The organism is Anaerovirgula multivorans (assembly GCF_900188145.1).
Classification (GTDB): domain Bacteria; phylum Bacillota; class Clostridia; order Peptostreptococcales; family Natronincolaceae; genus Anaerovirgula; species Anaerovirgula multivorans.
The window spans coordinates 369,467-386,564 of record NZ_FZOJ01000001.1 but is presented as its reverse complement, the minus strand read 5'-3'; the positions used below and the strand labels follow the sequence as shown (position 1 = coordinate 386,564).

General features: G+C 34.1%; 23 protein-coding genes and 2 pseudogenes. 24 read left to right on the top strand and 1 reads right to left on the bottom strand.

Annotated features, from left to right (window positions below; all coding sequences use genetic code 11):
* The 19 genes and pseudogenes from CHB72_RS27195 (at position 1) to CHB72_RS01960 (ending at position 11,839) form a co-directional block, all read left to right on the top strand.
* A pseudogene (locus tag CHB72_RS27195) lies at positions 1–720 on the top strand (AbgT family transporter).
* Positions 721–733: 13 nt separating this feature from the next.
* Positions 734–1,030 (top strand): peptidase dimerization domain-containing protein, encoded by a 297-nt coding sequence (locus tag CHB72_RS02035; RefSeq protein ID WP_089281183.1) that lies wholly within the window; start codon positions 734–736, stop codon positions 1,028–1,030.
* A 252-nt stretch (positions 1,031–1,282) separates the two neighbouring features.
* Positions 1,283–1,366: a putative holin-like toxin gene (locus CHB72_RS28180; protein WP_408606535.1), complete on the top strand. Its 84-nt coding sequence runs from the start codon at positions 1,283–1,285 to the stop codon at positions 1,364–1,366.
* 349 nt (positions 1,367–1,715) lie between these two features.
* Positions 1,716–2,072: a hypothetical protein gene (locus CHB72_RS02030; RefSeq protein WP_089281182.1), complete on the top strand. Its 357-nt coding sequence runs from the start codon at positions 1,716–1,718 to the stop codon at positions 2,070–2,072.
* Positions 2,072–2,302: a hypothetical protein gene (locus tag CHB72_RS02025; RefSeq protein ID WP_089281181.1), complete on the top strand. Its 231-nt coding sequence runs from the start codon at positions 2,072–2,074 to the stop codon at positions 2,300–2,302. The genes CHB72_RS02030 and CHB72_RS02025 overlap by 1 nt, the downstream gene beginning before the upstream one ends.
* Positions 2,303–2,412: 110 nt before the next feature.
* Positions 2,413–2,706: a hypothetical protein gene (locus tag CHB72_RS02020; RefSeq protein WP_089281180.1), complete on the top strand. Its 294-nt coding sequence runs from the start codon at positions 2,413–2,415 to the stop codon at positions 2,704–2,706.
* A gap of 174 nt (positions 2,707–2,880) precedes the next feature.
* Complete coding sequence (locus tag CHB72_RS26175) at positions 2,881–3,054, top strand: hypothetical protein (RefSeq protein WP_176431136.1); 174 nt, start codon at positions 2,881–2,883, stop codon at positions 3,052–3,054.
* A complete protein-coding gene (locus CHB72_RS02015) occupies positions 3,051–3,539 on the top strand; it encodes a VanZ family protein (protein WP_089281179.1) in 489 nt (162 codons plus the stop codon). Before CHB72_RS26175 ends, CHB72_RS02015 begins: the two co-directional genes overlap by 4 nt.
* A complete protein-coding gene (locus tag CHB72_RS02010; protein WP_089281178.1) occupies positions 3,523–3,927 on the top strand; it encodes a ribosomal maturation YjgA family protein in 405 nt (134 codons plus the stop codon). The genes CHB72_RS02015 and CHB72_RS02010 overlap by 17 nt, the downstream gene beginning before the upstream one ends.
* Before the next feature lie 299 nt (positions 3,928–4,226).
* The gene (locus CHB72_RS02005; protein WP_089281177.1) at positions 4,227–5,027 is read left to right on the top strand and encodes an alpha/beta fold hydrolase; all 801 of its coding nucleotides are present in this window, start codon (positions 4,227–4,229) and stop codon (positions 5,025–5,027) included.
* A 156-nt stretch (positions 5,028–5,183) separates the two neighbouring features.
* Positions 5,184–5,630 (top strand): SufBD protein, encoded by a 447-nt coding sequence (locus CHB72_RS02000; protein WP_089281176.1) that lies wholly within the window; start codon positions 5,184–5,186, stop codon positions 5,628–5,630.
* 171 nt (positions 5,631–5,801) lie between these two features.
* A complete protein-coding gene (locus tag CHB72_RS01995; RefSeq protein WP_089281175.1) occupies positions 5,802–6,248 on the top strand; it encodes a DUF6194 family protein in 447 nt (148 codons plus the stop codon).
* Between the two features lie 115 nt (positions 6,249–6,363).
* On the top strand, positions 6,364–7,002 hold the full coding sequence (locus tag CHB72_RS01990) for an HAD family hydrolase (RefSeq protein ID WP_089281213.1): 639 nt from the start codon (positions 6,364–6,366) through the stop codon (positions 7,000–7,002).
* A gap of 605 nt (positions 7,003–7,607) precedes the next feature.
* Positions 7,608–8,021: pseudogene (locus CHB72_RS01985) on the top strand (reverse transcriptase domain-containing protein); the annotation flags it as partial.
* A 597-nt stretch (positions 8,022–8,618) separates the two neighbouring features.
* Complete coding sequence (locus CHB72_RS01980) at positions 8,619–9,080, top strand: GNAT family N-acetyltransferase (RefSeq protein ID WP_141131286.1); 462 nt, start codon at positions 8,619–8,621, stop codon at positions 9,078–9,080.
* A 220-nt stretch (positions 9,081–9,300) separates the two neighbouring features.
* A complete protein-coding gene (locus tag CHB72_RS01975) occupies positions 9,301–9,828 on the top strand; it encodes a GNAT family N-acetyltransferase (RefSeq protein ID WP_089281173.1) in 528 nt (175 codons plus the stop codon).
* A 187-nt stretch (positions 9,829–10,015) separates the two neighbouring features.
* Positions 10,016–10,402, top strand: coding sequence for a hypothetical protein (locus CHB72_RS01970; RefSeq protein ID WP_089281172.1), 387 nt, complete (start codon positions 10,016–10,018; stop codon positions 10,400–10,402).
* Positions 10,403–10,527: 125 nt separating this feature from the next.
* The gene (locus CHB72_RS01965) at positions 10,528–10,872 is read left to right on the top strand and encodes a retropepsin-like aspartic protease (RefSeq protein WP_242974999.1); all 345 of its coding nucleotides are present in this window, start codon (positions 10,528–10,530) and stop codon (positions 10,870–10,872) included.
* Positions 10,873–11,197: 325 nt separating this feature from the next.
* Positions 11,198–11,839: a hypothetical protein gene (locus CHB72_RS01960; RefSeq protein ID WP_089281170.1), complete on the top strand. Its 642-nt coding sequence runs from the start codon at positions 11,198–11,200 to the stop codon at positions 11,837–11,839.
* 320 nt (positions 11,840–12,159) lie between these two features.
* On the opposite strand, the gene CHB72_RS25800 is transcribed toward CHB72_RS01960, so the two are convergent.
* On the bottom strand, positions 12,160–12,465 hold the full coding sequence (locus tag CHB72_RS25800) for a hypothetical protein (RefSeq protein ID WP_141131284.1): 306 nt from the start codon (positions 12,463–12,465) through the stop codon (positions 12,160–12,162).
* A 235-nt stretch (positions 12,466–12,700) separates the two neighbouring features.
* On the opposite strand from CHB72_RS25800, the gene CHB72_RS01955 reads away from it, so the two are divergent.
* From CHB72_RS01955 to CHB72_RS01935, 5 genes are all read left to right on the top strand, one after another.
* A complete protein-coding gene (locus CHB72_RS01955) occupies positions 12,701–13,528 on the top strand; it encodes a transporter substrate-binding domain-containing protein (protein WP_242974998.1) in 828 nt (275 codons plus the stop codon).
* Positions 13,529–13,548: 20 nt separating this feature from the next.
* The gene (locus CHB72_RS01950; RefSeq protein ID WP_330396966.1) at positions 13,549–14,214 is read left to right on the top strand and encodes an amino acid ABC transporter permease; all 666 of its coding nucleotides are present in this window, start codon (positions 13,549–13,551) and stop codon (positions 14,212–14,214) included.
* 9 nt (positions 14,215–14,223) lie between these two features.
* On the top strand, positions 14,224–14,958 hold the full coding sequence (locus CHB72_RS01945; RefSeq protein WP_089281169.1) for an amino acid ABC transporter ATP-binding protein: 735 nt from the start codon (positions 14,224–14,226) through the stop codon (positions 14,956–14,958).
* A 143-nt stretch (positions 14,959–15,101) separates the two neighbouring features.
* Complete coding sequence (locus CHB72_RS01940) at positions 15,102–16,298, top strand: MalY/PatB family protein (protein WP_089281168.1); 1,197 nt, start codon at positions 15,102–15,104, stop codon at positions 16,296–16,298.
* Positions 16,299–16,755: 457 nt separating this feature from the next.
* The gene (locus CHB72_RS01935) at positions 16,756–17,049 is read left to right on the top strand and encodes a hypothetical protein (protein WP_089281167.1); all 294 of its coding nucleotides are present in this window, start codon (positions 16,756–16,758) and stop codon (positions 17,047–17,049) included.
* The last annotated feature ends 49 nt before the right edge of the window (positions 17,050–17,098 follow it).

The window sequence follows — 17,098 nt, the reverse complement described above, 5'->3', positions numbered from 1 at the left end:
ATGACAGCTTTTATGAAGAAGTTTATGGTTGGAGCCAGTGACAAAATGCTATTAATCAGTATTTTCATTATAGGAATCAGCGGAAATATCGCTTCCGATGCAGCAGCTGTCATCGTGCCATCTATAGCAGGAGCCATATTTTATGCCACAAAACGAAATCCACTGGTGGGTATCGCTGCAGGCTATGAAGCTGCCTGTGCAGGATTTTCTGCCAACCTATTAATTGCAGGTACAGATGCACTTTTAGCCGGCATAACAGAAGAAGCTGCCAAAACCATTGATCCCAGTATGGTGATTAACCCCACGGTAAACTATTACTTTATGGTTGCGTCTACTTTCATACTGACCATTGCTGGTGTATGGGTAACCAAAAAGTATGTCACACCCTTAGCAGGGCCCTATACACCTATAGGAGAAATAAAAGAAGACCAGAATTTAGAAGTAACAAGAGCTGAAAAAACTGGACTTAGCAAAGCAGGCATTGCCACGTTGATTTATTAGGGTCTAATTATTGCTAGCCTCCTTCCTAAGAACTCACCCCTTAGAAGTGATGCTGGAACCATTATTCCGTCACCTTTTATTAATGGCATTGTGCCCTTTATTTTCCTATGGTTTGTCATTATAGGGATTGTCTACGGCAGAGCTGTTGGGACCATTAAATCCGAAGCAGATGTTCCTAGATTAATGGGTACTGCTAGAAACTGGAAGAGCAGCCATTAAAGAAGGACCTATCATGGGGGCCTCTGATAGAATCTTTATAACAATAAAGGGGAAAAGCAGTCACGGTTCCGAACCAGAAAACGGTGTCGATACCGTTGCTATCGCTTCAAATGTTGTCTCCGTACTGCAATCTATTGTAGCTAGAAACATAGGACCTTTAGATTCAGCCGTGATCTCCATCTGCAAAATCCATGGAGGCATGAAATACAACGTCATTGCCGATAAAGTTGAACTAGAAGGTACAGTGAGAAGTATTGATCCTACGATTCGGAATGCTATGCCAGAGAAAATAGAAAATCTAGTCATTTAATTGGATGCTATATAGCCATTATCTACTTCATGCGAAATGAATAAAAGATTATAGCTATTACAATATCTAATATTTATTAGTGATTTTCAAAAGTGCTGATATAAAATAATGCTATTTGAGGGTTTGAAAAAGGTGCCCTTTATGTTTTTCTTGCTGTTTAGACTCATTCTATGATATCGTTATGGATAAGGTAATCGGATAAAAGCAGGTGTGGTTGCCACCTCTATTCCCTAATTGGAAGGGGGTGGTGCTATGTCTACATATGAAGCATTGTCTTTAATGATTTTGTTTTCTATGTTGGTAATAGCAGTCCTGAGTTTCAGGATAAAAAAATAATCACTCCTGCACGGCCATGTAGAGTGATTAAGATAATTTAACATTTACTGTGGCAATCGCATTATGCGAATTCGATTACCCTTTTATATATTATACCACAAAACAGATTAAATAAACAATATAAAAATAAAATGTACTCTTTTAAAGAGCTTTTTTATTTTTTATTTTTTTGAGATATATTACTTTAGGAAAGTATGAGTCTCCTATATAGGGAGACTTAATTTTATAATAACATTACATTTTTGTAAATTTGTCGTTTGTTAAAGGGGATTCGTTATTTTATGTAGAATGCTTTAATAGAGTAAAAGAGAGGTATATCTGCTGTTAGAAAGCGAGGGGCATGAGTAGCATGATGAAAATAAATAAGTTAAAAATCAGCATAATCACAATAATATTGGTATTTCTAAGTTTCATATATATAAGACCCAATAATAAGCTGTTGACTAATTCTGAAATACAAGAATTTATTTCAAACAAAGAAATTCAACCAATTCTGGTTAGCAATATAGGAGAATCATATACAGCAATTATATTTAAGAATAACGATAAAACAGAAGATATTATGTATTATGTATATAAAGACAAGAAAAATAATATAAGGGAGCAATTATATTCTTTTTACCAACCATCAAGAGCTAACCAGGTAGAAGTTGAGTTTTGGGGAACGAGACCCCCAAATTATAACTTGATTGGATATGTGCAATAATGATTATGGATGAAAAAATAGCAAGTAGAGCTGTTGAGGCAAGAGTGGTTTTAAATAATGGTGTAGAAGAAGTAGGATTTTTTGAAGGCGAGAATCTATTATTATTACCAGCTACAAGAAAATATTTTTGGCAAAAGCCAACACTTAAGATAATAGAGATTTATGGAGAAAATAACGAAAAATTATACTGGTGGCATGCCTCCTTAGATGTAGCAGTTAATAGAGAATAACAAAATCCTTATTTATTCAAAGCAGTCAATAGGCAACAAGGTATAATCTTTATTAGCTCTAGTAGATTGAAAATGTGGCTTAATAAAATACGGAGCAAAGGGGTGATTTCGTGCATAAGTTAAATAAGGATTATTTAAATGTCAGTATGATTATTGCAATTGTAGCAACTGTTTTGGTGCCAAGCAACCCTGAGCAAGGGAATATATTACTAAGATATAAATATGGATTTCCTTTCAGTTATATAACTATATTACAGCGTGTACCTACAAGTAAGTGGTTTGGGGCTAATTTTTTTACTGGCAATATGGGACTTGCGATAAATCCGCTTACTTTCTTAATCAACATATTTGTTTTATATTTTATAATATTGCATTCAGTAAAAATATTTTCAAAAAACAGTTAGTAATTTCTTGATGTTTTTGAATCAATTTCTAATTTATTGAAGTCCACGCTATCCCTTTTAGATGATATAAGTAGTTGATCAGGAGAATGGACGTTTGCGTTTGAGATATCATTACTATGTTTATCGTTCAATTTTTATGGTACTCACATATACCTTTTAAAGGTGGTGCAGCAATTGAAAAGGATTCTGGATTTTAAAAATATTAGAGATAGCATAATCTTAAGAGATCTATACAAAACATTTTTAGTTTTTGCCTTGTTTTTGCTTTTAATTGTAGCGCTATTTGATAAAAAGCAGCTTAATAGGAAGCTACCTAAAAAAATTAATAATACTGGAGTGTTTCAATGAAGATATCTTTTCGCAGAATTGCACTTTTTATATTACTGGGCTACACATTATTGCTAATTTATTGGATGATTTGGGGCTTTGGCAGAACAACTCAGCCCCAATATATGTACAACTTAATACCATTTACTACGATCAATCAATTCCTACAAATTAGTAATTTTAACTCAAATACATGGGTGATTAATCTAATAGGAAATATTGGTGTTTTTGTCCCCTTCGGGATACTGCTACCATTAGCCTTCGGGGGGAGGTACATTAAACTGCTAGTTACATTTTTGAGTGGTTTGCTACTGCTAGAGACTTTGCAATTGCTTACTAGGAGAGGAAGTTTCGATGTCGATGATTTCTTATTAAATACTGTTGGCTTTATGATTGGATATGGAATATATGTGGTTGCTAGGCGATGGGCTTATTCAAGAAGGGGGAGACCTAAAACACAACACATCATTTCAAGAAGGAAGGTCGATCATGACTATCAATCGTAATAGATTCATTTATTTAGCTTTAATTTTATTGGTTATAGCTCTAGGTTTAGGATCTAGATTAGATTTCTTACCAAGATGGGTGCATCTTTATGTAGGTGATGTACTTTGGGCACTTATGATTTTCCTTATTATTGCAGCCGTGTTTAAGAGAAAAAGTACTTATTGGGTGGCAGTGGCTGCTGTTTCTTTTTCATTTCTCATTGAATTTAGTCAATTATACCAGGAAGCATGGATAAACGATATAAGACATACAACGATCGGTGGATTAGTTTTGGGTTTTGGTTTTCTATGGATTGATTTATTTTTATATATAATCGGGATTAGCATAGGTGTTGTATTAGAAAAAGGTGAGGTAACTGTGAAGGCAGCAAAAAACAAACTATTTTAACATTTAAGGTAAAAATATATATTGTTCATTGGATTGCTGACTACAAGGATTGGACTATTTTATGGTAGCCGCTTTTTTTATTGCAACAATTTTCATTATGGCATTTTAAGCAATAGGAATCGGAAAACAAAGTTAGAGCAATGTAAAAAAATTTTAGGTGTAGCTAGGGAAAGTCTACAGAAGATTAAGAAAAGAGAACCATGGGAGGAACTGCTTTTAAAACTAACAGGTGTAGATTACACAATATGTCCCTGTTGCAATAAGGGGAAAATGATAAGAAAGATAAAACTAGAACCTCGATGCTATTCGCCACCACAGTTAAACACAAGAATAGCATAGATAAAAAAACAGCTAAAACTGCCAAGGGAGTAGTATGCCCTTTTTTAATAAAACCTACTTTGCTTTTCTTGCATGGAAATACTGCTTCCTCAAAAATGTTTTGTGATGTGGTAGAGCCATTTGCAAAGGATTATAAAGTTGTCCTCATAGATTTTGTTGGGCATGGCAAATCAGATAGAGTAGAAAAATTTGCAACAGATTTATGGTTTGATGAAGCATTGCAGGTAATAGCATTTTTAGAACAAGTACAGTATAAAAAAGCAAATTTAATTGGTAGTAGCGGTGGTGCATTAGTAGCTATCAATGTAGCTTTAGAACGCCCTGATTTAGTGGATAAAGTAATCGCTGACAGCTTTGAGGGTGAAGTTCCCTTGCAAGAGTTTGTTCAAAATGTAGTAGAAGAACGAGAAACATCAAAACAAGATAAGGTCGGAAAAATGTTTTATTATGCAATGCAAGGCGAGGATTGGGAAAGTGTTGTTGATAACGACACAACTGCTATTCACGAACATGCGAAGACCATAGGAAAATTCTTTCACAAGCCATTAAACGGATTGCATACAAAAATGTTACTTACAGGTAGCAAAAAAGATGAGTTTGTCAAATTAGTTCATCCAGATTTTTATTTGAAAACCTACTCAAAACTCATTGAAAAAATAGGTGATGGAGAAATGCACATATTTGATCAGGGCGGACATCCTGCGTTGCTATCCAATAAAGATGAATTTGTTAAACTGGCAAAAGATTTTCTTGGCAAGTAAAATAAGGATATGCTCAGTTGAATTACTAATTCGTTTTATTTTTATATTCTTTATGGATTTGTCTTTTAGGAAGATTTTCTGCCACCGCCTTGGGCGGTTTAGTTCTATTTATATATTGCGAATTAAAGACTATTTATATATTGGGTGGTAAATGGTATGAATGAAATTGCAAAATTAGTTGAGGATTTGAGTAATAAAGACAACAAGTATGCTTATAAATGCCTAAAGCAACTTGAAGAAGAAAGTCAGATGTCAAATTCCGTTTACTTATACTTTGATGACTTTGTTAACATGCTTGACAGTCCAAATTCATATATAAGAACACGGGGCATGATTTTAATTGCTGCTAATGCTAAATGGGACAAAGATTATAAAATTGATGAAATAATTAATAAATATCTAAAGCATATTATGGACGATAAGCCAATCACCGCAAGACAATGTATTAAGGCATTACCTACTATCGCAAAATATAAGCTGGATTTAGTAAATTGTATTTGTACTGCTCTGCGAAAAGCAGATGCTGAAATATATAAGAACAGTATGCAATCATTAGTTTATAATGATATTGTTACTGCTTTGAGAGAAATAGATTCTATTTAGGCAAAATTATGAGCATAATCCTAGGCGCCTATTATTTATATAAGGTGTAGTACTGGTTGAGTGGTCTGTGTTTAAGGGTGCGGCATCCTGTCGCGGATTGTTGAAGGACATTTTAAGAGCTTTATAATTTGCATCTGTAAGAAAATGTAAATAGAAGAAAGAGGATATATGATGAAACCAAAAGATATTTTAGAATACTGCTTAGAAAACCTTGAAGGCACTATATTAATTGAAAGCTGGGGTGAAAAAGGTATTTTTTATAATCCTAATCAAGTGCTTAAGCGAGGAGTATATGTGTTAACGGTAAAAGAAAAGGACGGAAACAATGATAAGGGTTCAAATCTTGATAGAGAAAATATTTATCGTGTAAACGTAGGCTTGCGAAAATCCAGCTTTAAAAAAATATTTGGTGAGATACCGAAACGACCTAATGCTGCTTGTATTGTAAATATGAATTATGATTTTACCGAATTAAATAAGATTATTCCACATCCTGTTTATGCTTGGATGGGATGGATAAGTGTGTTAAATCCAAGTAAAGAAACATTTGAAATACTAAAGCCTTTAATACAAGAGGCTTATGAGTATTCAAAAGAGAAGTTTAAAAAGAGAAAGTAAGAATGAACAATTATCAACCATAGATGTAATTATCACTATCAGAGTAGTTCTTTGGGTCATTTATGTTTAAGGGAGCTAAGAAAAATTGTTAATCCTTTTAAGGGGCGAGGTTAAGTTGAAAAAATTTAAAGCAGTTTGTTTTGATATGGATGGAACTTTGATTACAAATACTAATTCAGTAGAATATGTTTGCCAATTAAATGGAAAAGGAAAAGAAGTTAAAGAGGTTGAATTAAAAGAAGAACGGAATGAAATATCTTGGATAGAAGCAGATTACATAAAAGCAAAATTTTTTACAGGGTTAGAAACGAAAAGAATAGACGAAGAATTTCAAGAACACATAAAGGTGATTAGCAACATAGAAAAAACGTTAGAAGAATTGAGAAAGAATGATATTCAATCGATTCTAGTAACTGCTGGACCGATACAGGTTGGAAAAGTACTTGGAAAGATGTATAAATTTGATGAAATTTTTGGAAGTTTATATGAGGTAAATAACGTTTTTTTTACAGGGAAAATATTAGGGCATCTAGGTGATAGTGGAAAAGTAGAGAGTTTGAACAAATTTTGTTCTGAAAATAATATTGAACTAGAAGAGGTTGTCGCAATTGGAGATAGCGCATCAGATATAAAAGTATTTGAAAAGAGTGGTAAATCAATAGCTATCAATTATTCTGATAAACTAATTGGAAAAGCCGATGTTTATATTAGAACTAACGATTTGTTCGATGTAGTTGAGCATATAATTGGGTAGTGCTCTGTAGCAGTGATAACAACATATAACAATATATTTGCAGAAAGGTGCTGCAAGCACGTGTCAAGGGAACGGTCAGAGCACCACATTCCTTCACTGGGAGCGAAGCTCCGCTAAGGGTATTCCTTTGGGGTACAGTTCAGGAACGTTGGAGCGACCGAGCAAGGTCGTGTAATTTAATAGGTGGAAATCCTATCTGGTAAGGCATTAGCCAAGCCACCAGTAGCGAGTCTTGGAGTAGAGGGAGTAATCCTGATATTTAAGCGTAGACAGTTAGGTAGTAGGCCCGAAGTCCGGGAGGACGAGTGATTGAGCCTCGTAAGACTGAATAATAGGGAAGGACGACAGTGTCGACGTACTGGAAGACAACATCTAGTTAAGCGTAACGGCAAGTTTAACTAGGCTTCCCCGGGGTCGAAGAGCCGGGCATGCTATACAATGATTACATGGCAACTTGGGAGATCCAGTAGGCTCTTCCAAAGAGGAGTATGACAAACAACCGATAATAAGGGAGAATGTCAAAAGGCTTGCTGGAAGTCGGATAGTTCAATAGTACCAATGATAGTGGGTAATGCCAAAGGAGGGAAGGGAACTACGTAGATGCTGATATTAAGGGATTCTTCGATAACGTGAGCCATAAATGGATGATGAAATTTATAGACTTAAGAATAGCTAATCCAAATATAAAGAGACTAATAGTCAAGTTTCTAAAGGCTGGGGTAATGGAGGATGGGATATTGGAAGAAACAGAACTAGGTACGCCACAGGGGTCAGTGATATCCCCTTTATTATCTAACATCTATCTTCACTATACATTAGACTTATGGTTTGAAAGGATAATAAAGAAGAGATGCAGAGGGGATGCATATATTGTCAGATATGCTGATGATTATGTGTGCTGTTTTCAACACGAGGACGAGGCAGAGAAATTCTATGAAGCATTAATAGAGCGACTAAAGAAATTTGGATTAGAAATAGCACAGGAGAAAACGAAAATAATACCCTTTGTAAGTACTTGAAAATTAATCCTTTACCAGCTGCAAGGATTTATGTAAATGTATTAGGTATACCTTAGGAATTTTTTTTGTAAGATGATATGAAGAGCCGTATGCGTTAATTGCGCCTGTACGGATCTGAGAGGAGTGTGGATTCAATCTTAGGACTCAGGGCTTAAGAAAGATCCATACTTACTCGACCAAATGCGAGGACGTTAGTGCGCCAAGCAAGCTTGGCATTTCTTGCAGGATGAAAGTCCTTGCTGGGTAAGGTCTAACCAGCCACCCATACCGAGTGTTGCGCCGAAGCTGGTAACAGTTAGGTGAAGCGTACACAGGGAACTATAGGGTTAGCAACATTTGAGATTAGCCGATGAAGAAGTTAACAAGACGTCGCTAACCCTAGCGCAGTTATATGCCATCCCTACTAAAAATTAGTGGCAGTAGGTAAAGGAAGATGGTAAATATAGTTGTATCAAATGGATTATGTCCAACAAGAAAAGGATTACAATAAAAATCTAATATGCAAATTTTTAATACTTCTTAAACTGATGAGACGGGTTAGTATAATTGAAGATTATCGGTGTATATTTACATATTTCTATAAATGGGGGAGCTAATGTGATCAATTTTCAGCTTATTACAGAAGATTTACTAGAGTTTGTACTGGAAATACTTAACTCAAATTCTTATTATAATATTCTAGAAAACGGGAATCCCTTAAGGTCAATAGAGGAAGCAAGGAGTGAATTTCTCAACCAAGCCACTGATAGCTACCTTATAATTTTGGGAAATAAGTATGTTGGAATTATTGATTTTTTAAAAAATAATCCTAAGGACAACTGTCCTTGGATAGGCTTACTTATGATTCATGGAGATTACCATTCTATGGGATATGGGAAAAAGGTATACGTTTCGTTTGAGGAAAAATTAAAACAACAAAACTTTGATAATATTCGGATTGGTATATTACAAAAAAATGTTGGTGCTAAAAAGTATTGGGCATCGTTGGGTTTCAAGTTTTATAAGAATGGCCAATGTCAAGGAAAGTTAGTTGAATGTTTTGAAAAACGATTGACGTAGCTTGTTCAATTTCAGCGATTTCACTTAACAGAGAATTTTCAACACTTGGAATAAATGACTGTATTTAAGGTACGTCGGGTAACTGGCGTGTCTACCGTGACTGAGACACTTCAATATCGGAGCAGAAGACTGGGGACAATTGGATTGTCTGATGTTGACTAATATCAGTAATTTATAGTGAATATTATTTGTATTATACGTTGATTGGAGAGATATATAGATGGATATCAGTTTTGAATTAGGAAAAACAAATGATATTGATGAACTAGAACGGCTCTATAATGATTTAAATGACTATTTAGCAAAAGGAGTAAACTATCCTGGATGGATAAAAGGGATATATCCCATTAGACAAAATGCAATTGATGGAGTTAAACAAAATAGTCTTTATGTAGCGAAACACGAGGGGCAAATAATCGGTTCCGTCATTTTAAGCCATAAACCTGAATCTGCATATTATAAAGCTAAATGGGAATTTGAGTCTGATTATTCAAATGTTTTTGCTGTATATACATTTGTAGTGCATCCAAAATTTTTGAAATGTGGTGTAGGCAAAGCATTAATGGACTTCTGTATTGAACACAGTATCAAGTCAAAAGTTAAGTCAATTAGATTGGATGTTTACGAAGGTAATATACCAGCTATTAGATTGTATGAGAAATGTGGTTTTAAATATATTGATACAGTTGATTTAGGACTTGAAAACTATGGACTGAAATGGTTTAGACTATACGAAAAATTACTATGAGATAATGAGCATCATCCTGTAGAGCATTTACTTTAACATCTTTATTATATTCAGCCTCGTAAACGCTAAAGCAGATGGCGACATGCCGCGCCGTCTTGGCGCGGACGAAATGGGATTTGAAGTATTTCTTCGCAGTAGTAAGATAACGTGGATTACGAATTATTTATATAACAGGAGGTAAGGGATCTTGAAAGCAATCGATATAAAAAACAAAATCCTATGGGGGGTTGCTTTGATTGGATGTCTTGGTCTTTCATATTGGCTGTGTAGATTTGCATTTTTCAAAATGCATGGCATGAAATCTTGGTCAAATACGTTGGCTATGGTTAGTCTGATTATAATAGTTATTGCATCCATCGTCGGAAGACGAATACTTTCGGTAGCGACTGTTGCGGGTTATATGGGTGGATTTGTTTTTGCCATGGTATTTAATACTGATGGCATAGATCCAGGAGGAGGAGCGACAAATAATGCTTGGATGATATGGAGTATTGTTTTCATTGTCTGTTTGCTGATAGGTTTAATTGTGAATATTATCTATAAAGGAAAGATACAAAAACAGCACATCGATTGAGATTATGGGTATAATCTATATTTAAAGTTAAGACATATAATCTTATTTTGTGTCATAGGTATTTGCCGTTTAAGGTAGCGCGGCCGTAGCGCTGCTTAGTTGGGCTTTTATATGCTTCAGTTATTTTGTACCAAGGCAATAAATCTATTAACATTGATAATATTATAGTTGATACAGGCGCATTTCATACAATTATTTTGACGGACTATCTAGAAGATTTGGATGTTGAGTTTACTGAAGATGATGAACTAGTTAAATCGTCAGGATATGGAGGTTTACAATTAAGCTTAGTGAGAAAGAAGATTGATGAAGTAAGAATAGGTGATATATTCTTAACAAAAATTAAAGTTGATTTTGGAGAGATAGATCCTTATGAAAGAGTTAATGGACTTATAGGATTAGATTTTCTAAGGACGGCAGGAGCAGTTATTGATTTAGTTGATCTAACAATGTATAAAAAGAATTGTTAAGGCAATTCTTTGCAGAAAGGTGCATTCCTTCGTCTAACAGAGGCTTAGCAGACATCGGGGAGAGATTTTTAGGGAAATTCCGACATCGCTACGCCTCAAAACGTTAAAAGGAAGACTAGCATAGACCGGCACGTCCTGCGGGACTCTGACTTCGAGGGTCTAGGTCCATCTTTTAATAAACCATTTGCACAATAGAAGGATTATTGTACAAATGGTTAAATCGGAGAAGTCAGAGGAAAAGTTTCACTAAGTGTAAATTTGAGAAACACTTGGAAATTAATCCTCTACCAACCGCATGCGTAATTGACTATAAAGAGGTGGAGATATGACTGAAAGCAGTTTAATTGAAAGAGTAGCAAATAAAAACGTTAATATATATGAATTTGTTGAAGTTGTTATTAATGATGAAAATATTAGAGAAGAAATTATAAAACAGCTATTAACTAATAACCGCATAATGGTTTATTATCACTGCTATTATATAATATCTAAGGCAAGTGAGGAAAAACCAAAGTTGTTTTATAAATACTGGGATGATTTTGCTTCACTGCTTAATCATAAAAATTCTTATCACCGAGATATTGGATTAACAATTATAGCTAATTTAACAAAAGTAGATGAAAAAGACTTATTTTCTATTTTATATGAACAATATATTAAGCATTTCAATGATACAAAATTTATGACAGCACAGTGTTTTGTGCAAAATTTAAAGAAGATTATTAAGCACAAAAGCGAATATATAGAAAGGGTTGTCGAATTATTATTAGAAGTAGAAAATAGATGCAATTACTTACAAAAGCAGAAAGAACTATTAAAGAGTGATATTATTGAAGTTTTAGATGAAGCATATCAACAAATAAAGCATCAGAATATAATTGAGGAGTTTATAAGGTCTCAATCTAATAGTATTAGTCCTAAAACTAAGAAAAAAGCAAAAGAATTTCTAAAAAAGCATAAGCTATAGCTAAACCTACTACGTATAATATGCCAATTTCCACATGAGCCATTCACGGTTTTTCGGGCACTGTTTGGTGAGCATATTTTAAGATTATACAAGTTTCCTAGAATTTGCTGCTCATATCTCTGCTTTTGGAATATTGCTTCATGTAGTATACTTAAATTTCTTGTAATATCAAGGGTAAGCGGTTTTGATGGAAAAGAAGTCAAAACCGCTGTTTGATATATTGCTCATAATTTACCCACAGCTATCCACCCGCCGTAACAACGGTTTTTTTATTACCGTGGGGCAGGTGTTCTAATTTAACATTCTGTAAGAAAAGGCGGTTACACTTCTCTTCTTATAGCGTTTTTTGCTATACAAAATGCAGTGAGGCCCAAAAACCCGAACAGACCGATTGAAATTCCGTATTCAGCCCAATTTACATAACCGTCGTTAATTAGGTTCCTTAAGCTGTCTATGGCATAGGTGAGTGGGTTGATAGAAATAATAACCCGAAATATCATAGGGACTTGCGCTTTTGCGATAAATGCGTTTTCATCCGGAATTACCATACTTAACGCATAGGATATACTTGATACAAATAATACAACACAAAAAAGCAGAATTGTTCTTGTTGACGTTTCTTCCACAGGTTGCAGCTGCTTTTCTTAGCTGATGCAGGGGAGATCGATGTTTATAGGGCTTGGTATTACCTATGCTGATAAAATGAAGGGATGTAGTTTGTGAATTTCCTATCATATTTATCTATTCAATTATGGAAGTATATAGAAATTTTCGATTTTTCAAGTTAGTAGCTTGATGGTAAGATTAATTTGTTTGCAAGAACAAAACTGAAATAATATTGTTTTAAAGGGGAGAGAAAGAATGATGAACAAAAGAAAAGGAATGATTATAGTAGGATTTATGCTAGTAGCCCTACTAGCATTATGGGGATGTAGCAGTACAGAAGTAGCAGAAGAGGGTGGCATAGAAGAAGGAGTTGTGGAGGAACCTACTAAAGAAAAAATTGTAGTAGGTACTTCTGGAGAATATTATCCATGGGCATTTCAAAAAGATGGAGAGTTACAAGGATTTGAAATTGATGTATGGAAAGAAATTGCTGAAAGAAATGATTTAGAAATAAGCTTTGAGACTTCTAAATTCAGTGGACTTATTGGTATGCTAGATACAGGAAGAATAGATACAATAGCACACCAAATGTCTATAACAGAAGAGAGAGAAGAAAAATATAATTTTACACAACCCTATGCTTATAGTTATTATGACTTCGCAGTGAAAAGTGATAGCACCTCAAAGTCATTGGATGACTTAAAAGGAAAAAGTGTAGGTTGTTGGCAAGGTGGTAATGGCGAAAGAACGTTAAGAGCAATTAATGAAGAATATGGCCTTAATTTAGATATTAAAACCTATGATGGTGTGCCTATTGAGAAAGAGATAGAATTAGGCCGTATAGATGCTGGTTGGCAAGGTGAAGTTAAGACAGCAGCTACAATAGAGCAAAATGATCTTGATTTAAAACTATTAGGCATAAAGTTAGTTTTTGAAACAAATGCTTACCCATTTATAAAAGGCAGTGAAAAAGATGCATTGCGAGAAGATATAAGCAAGACCATAAGAGCCATGCATGAAGATGGTACGTTATCAAACCTTTCACAGAAATGGTTTGATCTAGATACGACAGTAAAACCATAAAAATAATTAGGTGATGCTTTGTGGTAAATTTTGATATTCAATTTGCAATAAGGTTAGTACCATTAATGATGCAATATTTGAGAGTAACGCTTATGTTATCTATATTTACTATGATAATAGGGTTGATGATAGCTTTTATTATATCTCTAATAATTGATGCTAAAATAACTTTTTTATCTCCTTTAATGAGAGTCTATGTTTCTTTTTTTAGAGGAACACCACTTTTGGCACAATTATTTTTGCTATACTTTGGTTTAGCACAGGTTATTCCTGTCTTTCTAAAGCTAAGTGCCTTTAATGCTGCCCTTATCGTACTAAGCCTTAATTCAGCGGCTTTTATGTCGGAAGCGATTAGAGGAGCCGTTATATCAATCGATAAAGGTCAGATGGAAGCATGTATGTCTATTGGAATGACTTATTGGCAGGCTATGAGGCGAATCATATTACCTCAAGCTATTCGAACAGCAATACCAGCACTATCGAATAGCTTTATAAATATAGTAAAAAGTTCATCATTAGCTTATACAATAGGGGTTACGGAAATGATGGCAATGGCTCAATTAGAGGCTGCTTCCAGCTACAGATACTTAGAAGCTTTCGTAGTGATTATTTTGGTCTATTGGCTAATCATAAGTGTATTAACATATCTGCAAAATAAATTAGAATTAAGACTAAATCAATACTAGGTGAGATTGATGTTAAAATTAAAAAAAATATATAAAAGCTTTGGCGATTTACAGGTCTTAAATGGAGTGAATTTGGAGGTTAAACAGGGTGAGGTAAAGGCAATAATTGGACCTTCTGGAACTGGAAAATCAACCTTGTTAAGGTGTATTAATTATTTAGAGAAACCAGATGAAGGAGAAATTATTCTAGATCAACTACAATTAAATGCAAAAACTATAACAAAAAAGGAAATCTATGAACTTAGAAAGTCGACAGCTATGGTTTTTCAAAGTTTTAACTTGTTTAAGAATAAGACAGTCCTTGAAAATATTATAGAGTCCTTGGTATTAATAAAAAAGGTTGAAAAAAATAAGGCCATAGAAGTAGGCATGGATATTTTAAAAAAGGTGGGACTAGAAGAGAAAAAGAACGTTTATCCTGCTAAATTATCCGGTGGACAACAGCAAAGAGTAGCCATAGGAAGAGCCTTAGCTATTAATCCAAAGGTTATCTTATTTGATGAACCTACATCTTCTTTAGACCCAGAACTAGTAGGTGAAGTACTGGAGCTTATCAAAAAACTTGCTAAGGAAAATATGACTATGGTTATTGTTACTCATGAAATGAGCTTTGCAAAGGAAGTAGCTGATAAAGTAGCCTTTATGGATGATGGGAAAGTAATACAAGAAGGAACATCAGAAGAACTATTTTCTTCTGTAACAAACCCAAGAATTTCAAAGTTTATCAGTAGATTGAGTAGATAAAGGAAATGAACGAGACGACCCAAAATATTAGCAGGTTGTCTCGTTTTACTGTCTTTCATACCAAAAGAAACATATGGATATTAGGATATATAAGTGTTAACGATATTATAAATAGAAAGCTCAACAGGAAAGGTGGAAGTAGTATGAAGTATAATTTCGATGAAGTGGTAAGCAGAGTGAATACTGGTTCTCTTAAATGGGATGGCATAGAAGAACGTTTAGGAATAAAAGAGAAAGGGCTTTTACCCATGTGGGTAGCCGATATGGATCTGAGAAGTCCTCAACCAGTTCTGGATGTAATCAGAAAAAAGCTAGAGCATGGCATCTTAGGGTATGCTGGAGGATATGATGAATATTTTGAAGCTATAATCAACTGGATGAAGCATAGGCATCAATGGGAAATCGAAAAAGAATGGATTGTTTTCGGCGGCAATTTGGTGTCCGTTTTAAGTAGAATAATAAGAACCTTTACGAATCCTGGAGATAAAATTATTGTGCAATCCCCTGTGTTCCCAACTTTTTATCATATAATAGAAGACAATGGTAGACATGTCGTCAATAATCCACTAAAATTCAATAGGGAAAAATACGAAATAAATTTTGATGATTTGGAAAAAAAGTTTGATTCTAAGGTAAAATTAATGCTGCTTTGCAGTCCACATAACCCAGTAGGCAGAGTCTGGAATCAAAATGAATTAGCGAGGCTAGGAGAACTCTGCATAAAAAACAATGTGATAATTGTGTCGGATGAAATTCATGCTGAAACAGTTTTTAAAGGGCATAATCATATACCCTTCGGATCAATTTCTAAGGCGTTTTCTCAAAACAGTATCATTTGTACTTCTCCCCATAAGGCTTTTAACATGGCAGGATTGGAAATATCCAATACGATTATTCCTAATGAACAATTAAGAAGAAGTTTTAAAAATATGTTAGCTAGTGATGGTATTAATAAACCAAACTTACTAGGAATTTCTGCCTTAATAGCAGCCTATACCGAATGTGAAAAATGGCTGGATGAAGTGGTAAACTATTGTGAAGGAAACTATCAATTTCTATGCAAGTATTTGAAGGATCATATCCCGGAGATTGAAGTTATAAAAATGGAAGGAACCTATTTAGTATGGTTAAATTGTAAAAAATTAAATTTAAAGGATAAAGATTTAGAAGAACGACTGATTAAGAAGGGAAAGCTATTACTAAGTCAAGGATATACCTTTGGTGAAGGTGGTTCTGGTTTTGTTAGAATGAATATTGCTTGCGCAAGATCAACCTTAGAAGAGGCTTTGGTTAGGTTTCAAAGTGCTATTAAGATGAATGATAGCTCACAAAACGAATAAACTCCTAAGACTCTAAATGAATTGAATGAAAAAATGCTACCAAGACTCATTCCACGATATCATCATGAATAAGGTAATTGGATAAAAGTAGGTGTGATTGCTGCCTCTATTCCCTAATTGGAAGGAGGTTTATTTCCTTTTTTGACCCGCTCGTCAAATACGAGTTATTAACTTGTCTCCCCAAATTTATAAAACAAAGGAGAACTTAATTTCTTAATAACATGCCAATTTTGTTAAGTTGCTATTTGTTAAAAGGGATTCCTTCTTTCATGTAGAATGTTTTAACAGAGTAAAAAAAGATATATCTACTGTTAGAAAGTGAGGGACAAGCGTAATATAATGAAAATGAGTAGGTTTAAAATCAGCATAATCATAATAATATTGGCATTTCTAAGTTTCATGCATATTAGTAGATAGAAAATTGACTTAATTAAATACAGAACAAAGGGGTAATTTTGTGCAAAAGTTAAAGAAGGATCGTTTTAATGTCAGCATAATGATTGCAATTGCAGCAACTATTTTGGTGCCAAGTAACCCTGAGCAAGGGGATATAATACTAAGATATAAATATGGATTCCCTTTCAGTTATATCACTATATTGCAGCGTGAAACTACAAGTAAGTGGTTTGGAACTAATTTTTTTACTGGTAACATGGGACTTGCGATAAATCCACTTCCTTTCCTATTCAACACATTGATCATATATTTTATAATATTGTATTTAAGAAAGATATTTTCAAAAAACAGTTAGCAATTTGTTGAGTTTCATCCATTTAAATCTGCTTTATTCGCATTGTTGA